The organism is Burkholderia seminalis, assembly GCF_001718535.1.
Taxonomy (GTDB): domain Bacteria; phylum Pseudomonadota; class Gammaproteobacteria; order Burkholderiales; family Burkholderiaceae; genus Burkholderia; species Burkholderia seminalis.
In genome coordinates, this window is sequence record NZ_CP013398.1 from 633,902 (window position 1) to 650,265 (window position 16,364).

Annotated in this window: 16 protein-coding genes; 14 read left to right on the forward strand and 2 right to left on the reverse strand. The window is 67.9% G+C overall.

Features of this window, described 5'->3' with window-relative positions; all coding sequences use genetic code 11:
• Positions 1-3: 3 nt before the first annotated feature.
• Positions 4-537: an ureidoglycolate lyase gene (locus tag WJ12_RS02860; protein ID WP_034186449.1), complete on the forward strand. Its 534-nt coding sequence runs from the start codon at positions 4-6 to the stop codon at positions 535-537.
• Positions 538-651: 114 nt separating this feature from the next.
• Here WJ12_RS02860 and fur read toward each other — a convergent pair whose 3' ends face one another.
• Entirely contained in the window at positions 652-1,080 is a 429-nt protein-coding gene (fur, locus tag WJ12_RS02865) for a ferric iron uptake transcriptional regulator (protein ID WP_006753314.1), read from the reverse strand.
• A gap of 141 nt (positions 1,081-1,221) precedes the next feature.
• Between fur and WJ12_RS02870 the strand changes: the two genes are divergently transcribed.
• From WJ12_RS02870 to WJ12_RS02910, 9 genes are all read left to right on the forward strand, one after another.
• Positions 1,222-2,040: an outer membrane protein assembly factor BamE gene (locus tag WJ12_RS02870; protein ID WP_059558034.1), complete on the forward strand. Its 819-nt coding sequence runs from the start codon at positions 1,222-1,224 to the stop codon at positions 2,038-2,040.
• Positions 2,041-2,102: 62 nt separating this feature from the next.
• The gene (gene dapB / locus WJ12_RS02875) at positions 2,103-2,900 is read left to right on the forward strand and encodes a 4-hydroxy-tetrahydrodipicolinate reductase (protein ID WP_049031358.1); all 798 of its coding nucleotides are present in this window, start codon (positions 2,103-2,105) and stop codon (positions 2,898-2,900) included.
• 17 nt (positions 2,901-2,917) lie between these two features.
• Positions 2,918-3,586, forward strand: a complete 669-nt coding sequence (locus tag WJ12_RS02880; RefSeq protein ID WP_034186425.1) for a MotA/TolQ/ExbB proton channel family protein — start codon at positions 2,918-2,920, stop codon at positions 3,584-3,586.
• Positions 3,587-3,610: 24 nt separating this feature from the next.
• A complete protein-coding gene (locus tag WJ12_RS02885) occupies positions 3,611-4,069 on the forward strand; it encodes an ExbD/TolR family protein (RefSeq protein ID WP_059558032.1) in 459 nt (152 codons plus the stop codon).
• 181 nt (positions 4,070-4,250) lie between these two features.
• Positions 4,251-6,845 carry a leucine--tRNA ligase gene (gene leuS, locus WJ12_RS02890; protein WP_034186427.1) on the forward strand — a complete coding sequence of 865 codons (2,595 nt, stop codon included), beginning with the start codon at positions 4,251-4,253 and terminating at the stop codon, positions 6,843-6,845.
• Between the two features lie 38 nt (positions 6,846-6,883).
• Positions 6,884-7,435 (forward strand): LPS-assembly lipoprotein LptE, encoded by a 552-nt coding sequence (locus WJ12_RS02895; protein WP_034186428.1) that lies wholly within the window; start codon positions 6,884-6,886, stop codon positions 7,433-7,435.
• 18 nt (positions 7,436-7,453) lie between these two features.
• The gene (gene holA, locus WJ12_RS02900; RefSeq protein ID WP_034186429.1) at positions 7,454-8,548 is read left to right on the forward strand and encodes a DNA polymerase III subunit delta; all 1,095 of its coding nucleotides are present in this window, start codon (positions 7,454-7,456) and stop codon (positions 8,546-8,548) included.
• A 167-nt stretch (positions 8,549-8,715) separates the two neighbouring features.
• Positions 8,716-9,987 carry a glutamate-5-semialdehyde dehydrogenase gene (locus tag WJ12_RS02905; protein ID WP_059558030.1) on the forward strand — a complete coding sequence of 424 codons (1,272 nt, stop codon included), beginning with the start codon at positions 8,716-8,718 and terminating at the stop codon, positions 9,985-9,987.
• Positions 9,988-10,006: 19 nt separating this feature from the next.
• Positions 10,007-10,429, forward strand: a complete 423-nt coding sequence (locus WJ12_RS02910) for a CopD family protein (RefSeq protein WP_107938103.1) — start codon at positions 10,007-10,009, stop codon at positions 10,427-10,429.
• 132 nt (positions 10,430-10,561) lie between these two features.
• On the opposite strand, the gene WJ12_RS02915 is transcribed toward WJ12_RS02910, so the two are convergent.
• Positions 10,562-11,410 carry a MurR/RpiR family transcriptional regulator gene (locus WJ12_RS02915; RefSeq protein WP_021158790.1) on the reverse strand — a complete coding sequence of 283 codons (849 nt, stop codon included), beginning with the start codon at positions 11,408-11,410 and terminating at the stop codon, positions 10,562-10,564.
• Positions 11,411-11,703: 293 nt separating this feature from the next.
• On the opposite strand from WJ12_RS02915, the gene edd reads away from it, so the two are divergent.
• The 4 genes from edd to WJ12_RS02935 all read left to right on the forward strand — a co-directional run bounded on the left by edd (position 11,704) and on the right by WJ12_RS02935 (position 16,304).
• Positions 11,704-13,560, forward strand: coding sequence for a phosphogluconate dehydratase (gene edd, locus WJ12_RS02920; protein ID WP_059558028.1), 1,857 nt, complete (start codon positions 11,704-11,706; stop codon positions 13,558-13,560).
• Between the two features lie 19 nt (positions 13,561-13,579).
• Positions 13,580-14,206: a bifunctional 4-hydroxy-2-oxoglutarate aldolase/2-dehydro-3-deoxy-phosphogluconate aldolase gene (gene eda / locus WJ12_RS02925; RefSeq protein ID WP_034186432.1), complete on the forward strand. Its 627-nt coding sequence runs from the start codon at positions 13,580-13,582 to the stop codon at positions 14,204-14,206.
• A 219-nt stretch (positions 14,207-14,425) separates the two neighbouring features.
• Positions 14,426-15,787, forward strand: coding sequence for a GntP family permease (locus WJ12_RS02930; RefSeq protein WP_034186433.1), 1,362 nt, complete (start codon positions 14,426-14,428; stop codon positions 15,785-15,787).
• Between the two features lie 13 nt (positions 15,788-15,800).
• Positions 15,801-16,304, forward strand: coding sequence for a gluconokinase (locus WJ12_RS02935; RefSeq protein WP_034186434.1), 504 nt, complete (start codon positions 15,801-15,803; stop codon positions 16,302-16,304).
• Positions 16,305-16,364 lie beyond the last annotated feature (60 nt).

Here is a 16,364-nt window from a genome sequence, read left to right on the forward strand (position 1 = left end):
GTCATGACCGGATCCCGCATCCTGCGCGTCGAACGCCTGACCCGCGAGGCGTTCGCGCCGTTCGGCGACGTGATCGCGCTCGAAGGCGCGCGGCACTTCCCGATCAACGGCGGCACGACCGAGCGCTTCCACGATCTCGCGGCGATCGACGTGTGCGCGGACGGCGGCCGGCCGCTCGTCAGCGTGTTTCGCGCGCAGCCGCGCGCGCTGCCGGTCGCGGTCACGCTGATGGAGCGCCATCCGCACGGCAGCCAGGCATTCATCCCGCTCGCGGCCGTGTCGCGCTATGCGATCGTCGTCGCGCCGGCCGGCGACTTCCGGCCCGATGCGATGCGCGCGTTCCTGGCCGAAGGCTGGCAGGGCGTGAACTATGCGAAGGGCGTCTGGCACCATCCGCTGCTCGCGCTCGACGCGCTCAGCGATTTCGTGATCGTCGATCGCGGCGGCCCGCAGCCGAACTGCGACGAGATCCCGCTCGAGTGCGCATGGACGCTGGCATTCGAGCCGGCTTGCGCGAGCGTCGAAGGGCATTCGTAAGCAATATTGGCCGGCCCGCGCGCCCCGCGCGGCGCGGACCGAAAAGAAAAACGGCCCGGGCGGCGAGATGCCGGCCGGGCCGTGCTGCGTGCGCGACGCACGCGAATCGGCGGCTCAGTGCTTGCGGTGCGGGCAGTTCTCGGTCGTGCACGAGCCGTACATCGCGAGCGAGTGCTCCTGGAGCCGGAAGCCGCGCTCCTTCGCGATCGCCTGCTGGCGGCTTTCGATCTCGGCATCGAAGAATTCCTCGACGCGGCCGCAATCGAGGCACACGAGGTGATCGTGGTGCGAGCCCTCGTTCAGCTCGAACACGGCCTTGCCCGATTCGAAGTTGCTGCGCGTGAGCAGGCCGGCCTGCTCGAACTGCGTGAGCACGCGGTAGACGGTCGCGAGCCCGATGTCGAGCTGCTCGTTGAGCAGGTTCCGGTAGACGTCTTCGGCCGTCAGGTGGCGCACCGGGCTCTGCTGGAAGATCTCGAGAATCTTGAGGCGCGGTAGGGTGGCCTTTAGCCCGATATTCTTGAGATCCGTCGGATTGGTCATGGCTAGGCATCCCTAGAGTACAATGCAGGGCTTCAATGTTACCGGCTTTTCGCCGTTCCAGAAACACGCGCGGCCTGCACGCGGGCCAGCACGGTGAAGGAAATGATCCCAGAATCGCTTTCGCACTTTCAGAGGAGTCGCATGCGGAGTGCCATCATCGCTGCCGCCGCCGTCGTCGCGCTGGCGGGTTGTTCGTCGTACGACAGCGTGACGCAGCGCATTGCGCAGAGCATCACGCCCTATCGGATCACCGTCGTGCAGGGCAACTTCGTATCGCAGGAGAAAGCCGCGCAACTGCAGGTCGGCATGACGCGCGAGCAGGTCCGGGCATTGCTCGGCACGCCGCTGCTGGCGGACATGTTCCACGCCGACCGCTGGGATTACCTCTTCTACTTCAAGCGCGGCTCGACGTCGATCGTCCAGCAGCGCGATCTCGTCGTGACGTTCGCGGGCGATCGCCTCGCGGGCTGGACGGGCGCCGACAACCTGCCGTCCGAGCTCGACCTGCTGGCCGACATCGACGGTGACCGCGGCGGCAAGAAGGCGAAGGCGGCCGCGGCGGCGCGGAAGGCGTCGGAAGCCGCTGCCGCGAGCGCCGCGCAGGCGCAGGCGGCGAGTACGCCGGTGCCGGATGTCGTCGCCAGCCCGTCCGTCGTGCCGGCCTCCGGCGCGGCGGTCGACCAGGATGCGAACGCGCAGGCCGCACGTGCGGCGAACCGCGCGACCAACCAGGTGTCGGGACAGGGTTCGGCCGCACGCCGCTTCACGCCGTCCGCGCAGGCCTCGGGCGGCGCACCGGTGCCGGGCGGCCAGCCGCCGGGCGCCGCGCCGGCGATCCAGCCGCAGTTCCAGTTCCACCGCCCGCCGCAGCCGAACGTGTCGAACGAGGCGTCGCCGCCCGTCGGTCCGCAAGGTTCGGACAACCTGCAGAACCAGCCGCTCACCGCGCCGGCGCAGTAAGCGCGGTTGCGGAACCAGGGCGGCTCGCGCCGCCCGCCTTTAGACCTGTCGTGTAGAAAGCCATGAAGATTGCGATTGCCGGCGCATCGGGCCGAATGGGCCGGATGCTGATCGAAGCCGTTCTCAACGATGCCGACGCGCAGCTCGTCGGCGCGCTCGACCGCGCCGATTCGCCGTTCCTCGGCCAGGACGCCGGTGCGTTCCTCGGCAAGGAAACCGGGATCAAGCTGACCGACGACCTCGACGCCGTGTTCGCGCAGGCCGATTACTTGATCGATTTCACGCGCCCGGAAGGCACGATGGCCCACATCGCGGCCGCGCTGCGCCACGACGTGAAGCTCGTGATCGGCACGACCGGCTTCACCGCCGAGCAGAAGGCCGAGCTGCAGGCCGCGGCGGCCAGGATCGGCATCGTGTTCGCGGCGAACATGAGCGTCGGCGTGAACGTCACGCTGAAGCTGCTCGAATTCGCGGCGAAGCATTTCTCGCACGGCTACGACATCGAGATCATCGAGGCGCACCACCGCCACAAGGTCGATGCGCCGTCGGGCACCGCGCTGATGATGGGCGAGGCCGTCGCCGGCGCGCTCGGCCGCTCGCTCGACGAGTGCGCGGTGTACGGCCGCCACGGCGTGACGGGCGAGCGCGACCCGTCGTCGATCGGCTTCGCGGCCGTGCGCGGCGGCGACATCGTCGGCGATCACACCGTGCTGTTCGCCGGGATCGGCGAGCGCATCGAGATCACGCACAAATCGTCGAGCCGCGTGTCGTACGCGCAGGGCGCGTTGCGCGCGGTCCGCTTCCTGTCGGCGCGTGGCGCCGGCCTGTTCGACATGCAGGACGTGCTCGGCCTGCGCTGACCCACGGGGAAACTCCGATGGCGATACCCACCGGCGTTGTCCACTACCTCGAAAGCGGCGATGCGATCACGCATGCGGTCGCCTATGTGCTGCTGGCGATGTCCGTCGCCAGCTGGTGCTTCCTTTTCATGAAAGCCTGGCTCCTGGTCCGCGCGAAGCGCCAGGGGCCGCGCGCGCTCGCCGCGTTCTGGCGCGCGCCGTCGCTCGACGCGGGCATTGCCGCGCTCGCCGGCGCGGATCGCGAGCGCGTGTTCGTGCCGCTCGCCGAAGCCGCGCGCGACGCGGCCGACGACCATGACCCGGCCACGCTGGCCGCGCGCGTGGAGCGCGGCGAACGCGTGCTGCGCGCGCTGCGCCACGCGATGCTGCGCTCGCAGCGGCGTCTCGAATTCGGCCAGGTGCTGCTCGCGTCGATCGGCAGCACCGCGCCGTTCGTCGGGCTGCTGGGCACCGTGTGGGGCATCTACCACGCGCTCGGCAGCATCGCCGCGAGCGGGCAGGCGCAGATCGAGAACGTCGCGGGGCCGGTCGGCGAGGCGCTGATCATGACCGCGTTCGGGCTCGTCGTCGCGATTCCCGCGGTGCTGGCCTACAACATCCTCGGGCGGCTCGTCCGGCAGCTCGCCGAGGAACTCGACGGTTTCGCGCGCGACCTGCACGTGTTCGTGTGCGCGGCGGGCGCCTGACCGACGGGCGCGGGAGGAACGACCATGGCATTCGGCGGGCTCGAGCACCACAAGACGTCCGCGCCGATGGCGGAGATCAACATGACGCCGCTGATCGACGTGATGCTCGTGCTGCTCGTCATCTTCATCATCACCGCGCCGCTGATGACGCACGCGATCCGGCTCGACCTGCCGAAGGTCGCGGCCAGCGTCGCGCGCGACACGCCGTTATCCGTCACCTTGTCGATCGACGACGCCGGCAAGCTGTACTGGGACGACGCGCCCGTCGCGCTCGACGCGCTGCCCGCGCGCTTCCGGGCCGCCGCCGCGGGCGCCGCGCCGCCGGAGCTGCGGCTGCGCGCGTCGCGCGCGACGCGCTACGACGTGATCGCGCAGGTGATGGGCGCCGCGCAGGCCGCGGGTCTTACGCGGATCGGTTTCGTGACCGACGTGCCGCCGCAGGCGGGCGCCGCCGCGCCGGCCGCCGCCACGGCGAAACCCTGACGCGCCCCGGTTGCGGGCCCCGGCCCGCGAGACCGGCCGTGCGGGCCGGCGCGGGCGGTATAATCGTCGTTTTTCCCGGTCCGGCAACAGCCCGCCTGTTCCCGCGCCGGGCATGCACGCCTTTCGATCCACTTCTGCGCGCGAGCCGTCGCGCCGCTTAAAGCCTAGCCCGAACCACACCATGCACGAAAGATACGTACCCGCCGACGTCGAAGCCGCCGCCCAGGGCGACTGGCGCGCAGCCGATGCCTACAAGACGCAGGAAGATTCGCAGAAGCCGAAGTTCTACTGCGTGTCGATGCTGCCGTACCCGTCCGGCAAGCTGCACATGGGTCACGTGCGCAACTACACGATCAACGACGTGATGTACCGCTATCTGCGGATGAACGGCTACAACACGCTGATGCCGATGGGCTGGGACGCGTTCGGGATGCCGGCCGAGAACGCCGCGATGGCGAACGGCGTGCCGCCCGCGAAGTGGACCTACGACAACATCGACTACATGAAGGGCCAGATGCAGTCGATGGGCCTCGCGATCGACTGGTCGCGCGAGATCGCGACGTGCAAGCCCGACTACTACAAGTGGAACCAGTGGCTGTTCCTGAAGATGCTCGAGAAGGGCATCGCGTACAAGAAGACGGGCACCGTGAACTGGGACCCGGTCGACCAGACCGTGCTCGCGAACGAGCAGGTGATCGACGGGCGCGGCTGGCGCTCGGGCGCGCTCGTCGAGAAGCGCGAGATCCCGATGTACTACCTGCGCATCACGCAGTACGCCGATGAACTGCTGAACGACCTCGACGGCCTCGGCTGGCCCGAGCGCGTGAAGATCATGCAGCAGAACTGGATCGGCAAGAGCTTCGGCGTGAACTTCGGCTTCCCGTACGAACTCGACGGCGAGCAGAAGCTGCTGCGCGTGTTCACGACGCGCGCCGACACGATCATGGGCGTCACGTTCTGCGCGATCGCGGCCGAGCACCCGCTCGCCACGCGTCTGGCGCAGGACAAGCCGGAACTGCTCGCGTTCATCGACGAATGCAAGCGCGGCGGCGTCGCCGAAGCCGACGTCGCGACGATGGAAAAGAAGGGCGTCGCGACGGGCTTCTCGGTCAAGCACCCGCTGACCGGCGAGCCGGTCGAGGTGTGGATCGGCAACTACGTGCTGATGAGCTATGGCGAAGGCGCGGTGATGGGCGTGCCGGGCCACGACGAGCGCGACTTCGCGTTCGCGAAGAAGTACGATCTGCCGATCAAGCAGGTGATCTCGGCCGAAGGCCAGACGTACTCGCTCGACGCATGGCAGGAGTGGTACGGCGACAAGGAAACCGCGGTCTGCGTGAACAGCGGCAAGTACGACGGCCTGCGCTACGCGGAAGCGGTCGACGCGGTCGCGGCCGACCTGAACGCCGGCGGCTTCGGCGACAAGCAGGTCACGTGGCGCCTGCGCGACTGGGGCGTATCGCGCCAGCGCTACTGGGGCACGCCGATCCCGATCATCCACTGCCCGTCGTGCGGCGACGTGCCGGTGCCGGAACAGGACCTGCCGGTCGTGCTGCCGGAAGACCTCGTGCCGGACGGCTCGGGCAACCCGCTCGCGAAGTCGGAAGCGTTCCTGAACTGTTCGTGCCCGAAGTGCGGCGCGGCCGCGAAGCGCGAAACCGACACGATGGACACGTTCGTCGATTCGTCGTGGTACTTCTCGCGCTACACGGCGCCGGACGCCGACACGATGGTCGACGCACGCACCGATTACTGGATGCCGATGGACCAATACATCGGCGGCATCGAGCACGCGATCCTGCACCTGCTGTATTCGCGCTTCTGGACCAAGGTGATGCGCGACCTCGGCCTCGTGAAGTTCGGCGAGCCGGCGAAGAACCTGCTCACGCAGGGGATGGTGCTGAACGAGACGTTCTACCGCGAGGACGCTTCGGGCAAGAAGACCTGGTACAACCCGGCCGACGTGACGGTCACGCACGACGACAAGGGCCGCCCGGTCGGCGCGACGCTGAACACGGACGGCCAGCCGGTCGTGCTCGGCGGCATCGAGAAGATGTCGAAGTCGAAGAACAACGGCGTCGATCCGCAGGTGCTGATCGACCTGTACGGCGCCGACACCGCGCGCCTGTTCACGATGTTCGCCGCACCGCCCGAGCAGCAGCTCGAATGGTCGGGCGCGGGCGTCGAAGGCGCGAGCCGCTTCCTGCGCCGCGTGTGGAGCTTCGGCTACGGCAACCGCGAGGCGCTCGCCGCGCGCGCGGGCTTCGATGCAGCCGCGCTCGGCGAAGCCGACAAGGCGCTGCGCCGCGAGATCTACAGCGTGCTGAAGCAGGCCGATTTCGACTACCAGCGCCTGCAGTACAACACGGTCGTGTCGGCCGCGATGAAGATGCTGAACGCGATCGACGGCGCGAAGGGCGCGACGCCCGGCGTGCTGCGCGAAGCGTACGGCGTGCTGCTGCGCGTGCTGTACCCGGTCGTGCCGCACGTCACGTTCGAGCTGTGGAAGGCACTCGGCTACGCGGACGAATTCGGCCCGCTGCTCGACGCGCCGTGGCCGAAGGTCGACGAGGCCGCGCTCGAGCAGGCCGAGATCGAACTCGTGCTGCAGGTGAACGGCAAGGTGCGCGGCGCGCTGAAGGTGGCGAAGGACGCGAGCCGCGAGGCGATCGAAGCCGCGGCGGTGGCCGACGAAGCATTCGCGAAGTTCAGCGACGGCAAGCCGGCGAAGAAGATCGTCGTCGTGCCGGGCCGCCTCGTGAACATCGTCGTCTGACGGCCGCCGGCCGTCGGACGTACCCAGAAGGAGCGAAGGTGATCCGCAGATCGTTTTTGATGCTCGTCGGCAGCGCGGTCGCGCTGTCGGCATGCGGCTTCCAGTTGCGCGGCCAGCAGGACTACGCGTTCAAGCACCTGCTGGTGGCCGGTGCGCCGGCGCCCGTCGAGGCGCGTCTCACGCGCCTCGTCGAGGCCGGCAGCGACACGAAGATCGTCAAGTCGGCGGACGACGCCGACGCCGTGCTGCGCATGTGGGAGTCGCGTGGGCAGAACACGCTGACGCTCAACAAGTTCGGCTCGGCGCAGGAATACGCGCTGTTCTATACGCTGAACTACACGCTGACGAGCAAGGACGGCACCGTGCTGATCCCGCCGAGCGCGATCGCGCTGAACCGCGCGATGACGTACAGCGACCAGTACACGAACGCGAAGGCGCAGGAAGCCGACATCCTGTACGGCGACATGCAGAACGACGCGGTCGACCAGCTGATGCGACGTCTCGCGATCGTCCATTCGCTGACGCCGGCGCCGGAGGACGTGGTGCCGGGTGTCGCGCCGCGCGCGCCGCTGCCGCCGCCGCCGCTCTGATCGACGGCGCACGTAGCGATGCAATTGCGACTTGATGCGCTGGAGCCGCACCTCGCGAAGGGGTTGGCCGGGCTCTATACCGTCTACGGCGACGAGCCGCTGCTCGCGCAGGAAGCGTGCGACCGCATTCGTGCGGCCGCACGCGCGGCCGGCTTCACCGAGCGTTCGGTGCATACGGTCGAGCGCGGCTTCGACTGGAGCGTGCTGCTCGGCGCGACCCAGGCGATGTCGCTGTTCGGCGAGCGCCAGCTGATCGAGCTGCGCATTCCGTCGGGCAAGCCCGGCAAGGAAGGCGCCGATGCGCTGAAGACGCTCGCGGCCGCGCCCAATCCCGACGCGCTGATGCTCGTCACGTTGCCGCGTCTCGATGCGGCCACGCAGAAATCCGCGTGGTTTACCGCGCTGCAGAACGGCGGCGTCGCGCTGAAGATCGATCCGGTCGATCGCGCGCAACTGCCGAACTGGATCGGCCAGCGTCTCGCGATGCAGGGCCAGCGGGCCGCGCCCGGCGACGACGGGCGGCGCGCGCTGCAGTTCATTGCCGAGCGCGTCGAAGGCAACCTGCTCGCCGCGCACCAGGAAATCCAGAAGCTCGGGCTGCTGTATCCGCAAGGGACGCTGTCGTTCGAGCAGGTGCACGACGCGGTGCTGAACGTCGCGCGCTACGACGTCTTCAAGCTGAACGAAGCGATGCTCGCCGGCGACGCCGCGCGGCTCGCACGGATGATCGACGGGCTGAAGGGCGAGGGCGAGGCGATCGTGCTCGTGATGTGGGCCGTCGTCGAGGAACTGCGCACGCTGCTGCGGATCAAGCGCGGCGCGACGGCCGGCAAGCCGCTGGCGACGCTGCTGCGCGAGAACCGCGTATGGGGGCCGCGCGAGCGGCTGATCGGCCCCGCGCTGAACCGCGTGTCGGAAGGCGTGCTCGAGAAGGCGCTCGCGTTCGCCGCGAAGCTCGACCGGCAGGTCAAGGGGCTCACGGCCGTCGTGCCGGGCCGCCGCACGCAGGACGAGCCGCCGCCCGATCCGTGGGACGGGCTGTTCCAGCTCGCGATGACGGTCGCGGGCGCGCGCGGCGAACGACCGCCGACCGCGGGTCGCGTGCGACGCTAGGTCCCGTCCGGGCCGTCAGCGCGCACGGCGCAACCCGCTTACAATATTTCGATTGCCGGCGCGGCGTGTCTGCCGCGGCCTGGCGCGGATGGCCGCCCCGGATGGCCGTCCGCGCGCTCCCCCACGAATTCATGCCGCTCCGCGCGGCTCGCTTCTCGAGTCACACGATGGATATCGATCAGTACATGACCGACCTGGGCCGTCGCGCCCGGCACGCTTCCCGCGCGATGGCGCGCGCCAGCACGGCCGCGAAGAACGCGGCGCTCGACGCGGTGGCCCGCGCGATCGAACGCGACGTGCAGGTGCTGAAGGACGCGAATGCGCGCGACGTCGCCCGCGCCCGTGAAAAGGGGCTCGATGCAGCGTTCGTCGACCGCCTGACGCTGTCGGACAAGGCGCTGAAAACGATGGTCGAAGGGCTGCGCCAGGTCGCGTCGCTCGCCGATCCGATCGGCGAGATCGGCAACCTCAAGTATCGCCCGAGCGGGATCCAGGTCGGCCAGATGCGCGTGCCGCTCGGCGTGATCGGCATCATCTACGAATCGCGCCCGAACGTGACGATCGACGCGGCCGCGCTGTGCCTGAAGTCGGGCAACGCGACGATCCTGCGCGGCGGCTCCGAAGCGCTCGAATCGAACGCGGCGCTCGCGAAGCTGATCGGTGAAGGGCTCGAGGCGGCCGGCCTGCCGCAGGACGCGGTGCAGGTCGTCGCGACGGCCGATCGCGCGGCGGTCGGCAAGCTGATCACGATGACCGAATACGTCGACGTGATCGTGCCGCGCGGCGGCAAGAGCCTGATCGAGCGCCTGATCAACGAGGCGCGCGTGCCGATGATCAAGCACCTCGACGGCATCTGCCACGTGTACGTCGACGATCGCGCCGATCTCGCCAAGGCGCTGACCGTCTGCGACAACGCGAAGACGCACCGCTACGGCACCTGCAACACGATGGAGACGCTGCTCGTGTCGGGCGGCATCGCGGCTGCGCTGCTGCCGCCGCTCGGCAAGCTGTATCGCGACAAGCAGGTCGAGCTGCGCGTCGATGCGGCCGCGCGCGCGGTGCTCGCCGATGCGGGCGTCGGTCCGCTCGTCGACGCGACCGAAGAAGACTGGCATACCGAATATCTCGCGCCGGTGCTCGCGATCAAGGTCGTCGACGGCCTCGACGCCGCGATCGAGCACATCAACCACTACGGCTCGCATCACACCGATGCGATCGTTACCGAGGATCACGACCGCGCGATGCGTTTCCTGCGCGAGGTCGATTCCGCGAGCGTGATGGTCAACGCGTCGACCCGCTTCGCGGACGGCTTCGAGTTCGGCCTCGGCGCGGAAATCGGCATCTCGAACGACAAGCTGCACGCACGCGGCCCCGTCGGCCTGGAAGGGCTGACGTCGCTGAAGTACGTCGTGCTCGGACACGGCGAAGGCCGCCAGTAACCCGCGAGGCACACCACCAATGGCAATGCTCTGGGTCAAGACGTTCCATATCGTTCTGATCGCCGCGTGGTTCGCGGGGCTCTTCTACCTGCCGCGCATCTACGTGAACCTGGCCATGGAGACCGATCCGGCCGCGGTACGCCGCCTGCTGCTGATGGCGCGCAAGCTGTTCCGCTTCATGACGATGATCGCGGTGCCGGCGCTGGCCTGCGGGCTGTGGCTGTGGCTCGTGATCGGCATCGGGCAGGGGCAGGGCTGGATCCATGCGAAGGTGACGGTCGTGCTGCTGCTCGTGATCTACCACGCGTACTGCGGGCACTTGTTGAAAGTGTTCGAGCGCGGCGAGAACAAGCGTACCGACAAGTGGTATCGCGTGTTCAACGAACTGCCGGTGCTCGGCATGCTTGCCGCGGTCGCACTGGTCGTGATCAAGCCGTTCTGAGCGGCGCGGCCGGCGCGGTGGCCGGTGCGGACCCCTGCGCGACGGCGCCCCTCGGGGCGCCGTTTGTCGTTGACGTGCGTGTTACGTGCCGGCTGATGCGCCGGTCATGCGCCGGCCGACCGCCACGCGCCGTCAATCCTTCGTGCCGTCGTCGATCCGGCGCCGCGTAATCGCTTCCTTCGCGCGGCCGACCCGTTCCATCAGCGCGGGGCCGCGCGACAGCGCCACGCCGACCGCGAGGATGTCGCCGATCGCGAGGTGCGACATCCGCGACGTCATCGGCGAGAACACGTCCGTTTCCTCGGCAACGTTCGACGCGAGGCTCACGGTCGCGAGCTTCGCGAGCGGCGAATGGCTCTGCGTGATCGCGACGACCTTCGCGCCGCACGCGAGCGCGGAGCGCGCGGCGTCGACGATGTCGCGCGTGCGGCCGGTGTTCGAGATCGCGACGACGACGTCGTGCGGCCCGAGCAGCGCGGACGACATCGAGAACGTGTGCGGATCCGAGTACGCGACGCTCGGCACGCCGAGCCGGAAGAACTTGTGCTGGATGTCCTGCGCGGCGATGCCCGAGCCGCCAGCGCCGTAGAACTCGATCCGCGACGCGTTCGACAGCAGCGCGATCGCCTCGGCGACGCTGCCGGCGGACAGGCTGTTGCGTACTTCGATCAGCGCGCCGATCGTGCGGTCGAACACCTTGCCGATGATGCCGGGCGCCGGTTCGTCGGGCTCGACGTCGCGATAGACCGACGACACGCCCGGCGCGACGCTCTGTGCGAGCCGGATCTTGAATTCGCGAAAGCCGCTGCAGCCGAGCGCCTGGCAGAAGCGGGCGATGGTCGGCTGGCTGACGCCCGCGCGCGTCGACAGCTCGGTCATCGCGAGGTCGAGCACCTCGCGCGGCGCGGCGAGGATGTAGTCGGCGAGCTTGCGCTCGGACGGGCGCAACTCGGCGCGGATCGCTTCAATGCGAGGCAGCATGGGGCGGTACGTGAAAATCGGGTTCGGATGAGCGAGTGTATCGCAATCGAATTGTAGAAAATCTACATGAAATTACTAGCGTCATTGTGGTGCTTTTGGTGGGATGACGACAGGCGAAATTAGGGTTTTCACTAGGTTTGGCCTTGCTGGTGGCGGGAATAAGGATTGCGCACCTGTCGATCCGCATTGCGTGCTTGTAGTTTTTCTACTAGACTGGCTTCGTTCGGTCGACGCACTCGACCGTCCCCACGATTCCAACCGCCGGTGTCGGCCGGCATACAGGAGCGCCCAGCATGACGTCGCTGCACCCCACCCTGGCGAAGGTCACCGAACGCGTGATCGCCCGCAGCCAATCGACCCGTTCCGCCTATCTGCAGCGCATCGACGGCGCGCAGGGCAAGTTCCCGGCACGCGGCGCGCTGTCGTGCGCGAACCTCGCGCACGGCTTCGCGGGCCTCGAAGGCAACGACAAGTTCTCGATCAAGGCGATTCGCGAGCCGAACATCGGCATCGTGTCCTCGTACAACGAGATGCTGTCCGCGCATGCGCCGTACAAGGATTTCCCCGAGATCATCAAGGCGGCCGCGCGCGAGAACGGCGGGGTCGCGCAGTTCGCCGGCGGCGTGCCGGCGATGTGCGACGGTGTCACGCAGGGCAACCCGGGGATGGAGCTGTCGCTGTTCTCGCGCGAAGCGATCGCGATGGGCACGGCGATCGCGCTCACGCACAACATGTTCGACGCGGCGCTGTGCCTGGGCATCTGCGACAAGATCGTGCCGGGCCTCCTGATCGGCGCGCTGCAGTTCGGCCACCTTCCGACGATCTTCGTGCCGGCCGGCCCGATGACGAGCGGCCTGTCGAACGACGACAAGGCGAAGATCCGCCAGCAGTTCGCGACCGGCCAGGTCGGCCGCGACGCGCTGCTCGAAGCCGAATCGGCCGCGTATCACGGCCACGGCACCTGCACGTTCTACGGCACGGCGAACAGCAACCAGATGCTGATGGAGCTGATGGGCCTGCACCTGCCGGGCTCGGCATTCGTTCATCCGCACACGCCGCTGCGCACCGCGCTGACGGCCGAGGCCGCGCGCCGCGTGCTCGACCTGACCGTCGAGCGCGGCCATTACACGCCGATCGGCCATGTGATCGACGAGAAGGCGATCGTCAACGGCATCGTCGCGCTGCTCGCGACGGGCGGCTCGACCAACCACACGCTGCACCTCGTCGCGATCGCGCGCGCGGCCGGCATCCTGATCGACTGGAACGACTTCGACGAACTGTCGGCCGTCGTGCCGCTGCTCGCGAAGATCTACCCGAACGGCAAGGCCGACGTGAACCACTTCCACGCGGCGGGCGGCGTCGCGTTCCTGGTGCGCAACCTGCTCGAAGGCGGCCTGCTGCACGAGGACGTGACGACGGTCGCCGGCAAGGGACTGTCGCACTACACGAAGGAGCCGAAGCTGATCGACGGCAAGCTGACGTGGGTCGACGGCGCGGCCGAGAGCCACGACACGAAGGTGCTGCGCGGCATCCGCGACCCGTTCCAGCCGGACGGCGGCCTGCGCCTGATGCAGGGCCGGCTCGGCCGCGGCGTGATCAAGATTTCGGCGGTCGCGCCCGAGCACCGCAAGGTGACGGCGCCCGCGATCGTGTTCGATTCGCAGGAAGCCGTGCAGGAAGCGTTCGATCGCGGCGAGCTGAAGCGCGATTTCGTCGCGGTCGTGCGCTTCCAGGGCGCGCGCGCGAACGGGATGCCCGAGCTGCACCGTTTGACGCCGCTGCTCGGCGTGCTGCAGGATCAGGGCTTCCACGTCGCGCTGGTGACCGACGGCCGCATGTCGGGCGCGTCGGGCAAGGTGCCGGCCGTGATCCACGTGTCGCCGGAAGCGCTGCTGGCCGGCCCGCTGGGCAAGGTGAAGACGGGCGATACGCTGGTGATCGACGCGGAAGCCGGCGTGCTCGACATCGAGATCGACGACGCGGAGTGGCATGCGCGCCCGGTCGCGCAGCCGCTGCACCAGGCCGAGAACGAGGTCGGCTTCGGGCGTGAACTGTTCGGCGTGTTCCGCGCGGCCGCGGCGCCGGCCGAGCAGGGCGCATCGGTTTTCGGGACGCTGGTCGGCGAAACGGCCGCCCACGTCGCCGCATGAATTTCAAGGAGCCAATTCAATGAAGACGATTGCTGAAATCGTGAAGCTGGGCCCGGTCATTCCGGTGCTCGCATTCGACTCGGTCGAGCAGGGCGAACACGTGTCGCGCGCGCTGCACGCAGGCGGCGTGAAGGTACTCGAGATCACGCTGCGCACGCCGGCCGGCCTGGAGGCGATCCAGCGCGCGAGCCAGCTCGCGGACGACATCGTCGTCGGCGTCGGCACGATCACGAAACCCGAGCACTGCGCGCAGGCGAAGCGCGCCGGCGCGAAGTTCGGCGTGTCGCCGGGCCTGACGAAGGACCTGCACCTCGCGTCGCTCGACGCGGGCCTGCCGCTGCTGCCGGGCGTGATGACGCCGAGCGACATCATCCAGGCGCTCGAATTCGGCTACGAGATCGTGAAGTTCTTCCCCGCGCAGCAGGCAGGCGGCGTGCCGATGCTGCAGGCGTTCCACGGCCCGTTCCCGGCGCTGAAGTTCTGCCCGACCGGCGGCATCACGGTCGACACCGCGCCGAATTTCCTGAAACTGCCGAACGTCGTGTGTGTCGGCGGCTCGTGGCTCACGCCGAAGGCCGCGCTTGCCGCGCAGGACTGGGCCGAAGTCACGCGCCTCGCGCAAGCCGCGAGCCAGCTGCCGCGCTAATGCTTGTATGAAATGAAGAAAGAACCCTCGGAAGCGAGCGCTTAGTGCTTGTTTTACCGAGGGTTTTTGCTGATGGAACCGGTTCTATCCGCAGGCCGTAAAGATAAGTAAAATTCAGCGTCCTGACGGGGTGGGTACCCCCCGTGTTTCGGAGACCTGCATAGCCGGGCATACTCGCAACAGCTCGCCCGGTTCGAACAATTCTAGGAGGAGTGCCACATGGGGGCTGTCCAAGGCAGCATGCTGCTCGTATTCACGCTGATCGCGATTGCCGCGCTGATCCTGATGATCGCGCGCTACAAGATCTACCCGTTCCTGGTGCTGATCATCGTTTCGCTCGGCCTTGGTCTCGTCGTCGGCATGCCGATGGACAAGATCGTCAAGTCGTTCGAGACGGGCACCGGCGGCACGCTCGGTCACATTGCGATCGTCGTCGGCCTCGGCACGATGCTCGGCAAGATGATGGCCGAATCGGGCGGCGCCGAACGGATCGCGACCACGCTGATCGACTGGTTCGGTGAAAAGAACATCCACTGGGCGATGATGTTCGTCGCGATCATCGTCGGCCTGCCGGTGTTCTTCGAAGTCGGCTTCGTGCTGCTGATCCCGATCGCGTTCAACGTCGCGAAGCGCACCGGCAAGTCGCTGCTCGTCGTCGGCCTGCCGATGGTGGCCGGCCTGTCGGTCGTGCACGGGCTGATCCCGCCGCACCCGGCCGCGCTGCTGGCTGTCCAGCAATACGGCGCCGATATCGGCAAGACGATCGCGTTCGGCCTGCTCGTCGGCGTGCCGACCGCGATCATCGCGGGCCCGCTGTTCGCGCTGACGATCTCGAAGTTCGTGAAGCTGCCGGACAACAACCCGCTCGCGTCGCAATTCGTCGATTCGCGCACGGACGGCCGCACGCGCGAACTGCCGAGCTTCGGCATCACGCTGTTCACGATCCTGCTGCCCGTCGTGCTGATGCTCGTCGGCAGCTGGGCCGACCTGCTGTTCACGCCGAAGTCGCTGCCGAACAACCTGCTGCGCTTCGCCGGCAACTCGGACGTCGCGCTGCTGATCGCCGTGCTCGTGAGCTTCTTCACGTTCGGCAAGCTGCAGGGCTTCAACCGCGACCAGATCCAGAAGTTCTGCAGCGAGTGCCTGGCGCCGATCGCCGGGATCACGCTGATCGTCGGCGCGGGCGGCGGCTTCGGCGGTGTCCTGCGCGACAGCGGGATCTCGCAGCAGATCGTCGAGACCGCGAAGCACGCGCATCTGTCGCCGCTGCTGCTCGGCTGGTTCGTCGCGGCGCTGATGCGTCTCGCGACCGGCTCGGCGACGGTCGCGATGACGACGGCCTGCGGCATCGTCGCGCCGATCGCGGCGGCGGCCGGCACGACGGTCAGCCCGGAGCTGCTGGTGCTGGCCACCGGTTCGGGCTCGCTGATCTTCTCGCACGTGAACGATGGCGGCTTCTGGCTGATCAAGGAATACTTCGGGATGACGGTCGGTCAGACGTTCAAGACCTGGTCGTTGCTCGAAACCATCATTTCAGTGCTTGGTCTGGGCTTCACGCTGCTGCTGAGCATGGTTTTGTAACAAGGGGTAGTCAATGATTCTGATCGCAATGGGCGTATCGGGCGCAGGCAAGTCGCTGATCGGCGAAATGCTGGCGGAACGCCTGTCGTGCAGCTATACCGACGGCGACGCGTTTCACAGCGCGGCGAACAAGGAAAAGATGCATAACGGCATTCCGCTGACCGACGACGACCGCTGGCCGTGGCTGCGCACGATCCGCGCGGCCATCGAGGAAAAGCAGCGTGCCGGCGAAACGGCCGTGTTCACGTGCTCGTCGCTGAAGCGGTCGTACCGCGACGTGCTGCGCGGCACCGACACCGATGTGCGGTTCGTGTATCTGAAGGGGTCGTTCGAGGTGTTGCAGGAGCGCCTGAAGAGCCGCACCGGCCATTTCTTCGATCCGTCGCTGCTGAAGAGCCAGCTCGATACGCTCGAGGAGCCGGGCCCGGACGAAGCGATCGAGGTCAGCATCGAGCTGACGCCCGAACGGATCGTCGATCAGGTCATGCTGAAGATCGGTACCGCGCAGCAGCATTGAGCGCGGTTCGCGGCAATCGTCACGCAAAAGGCGCCCTTCGGGGCGCCTTTTGCGTTGGCG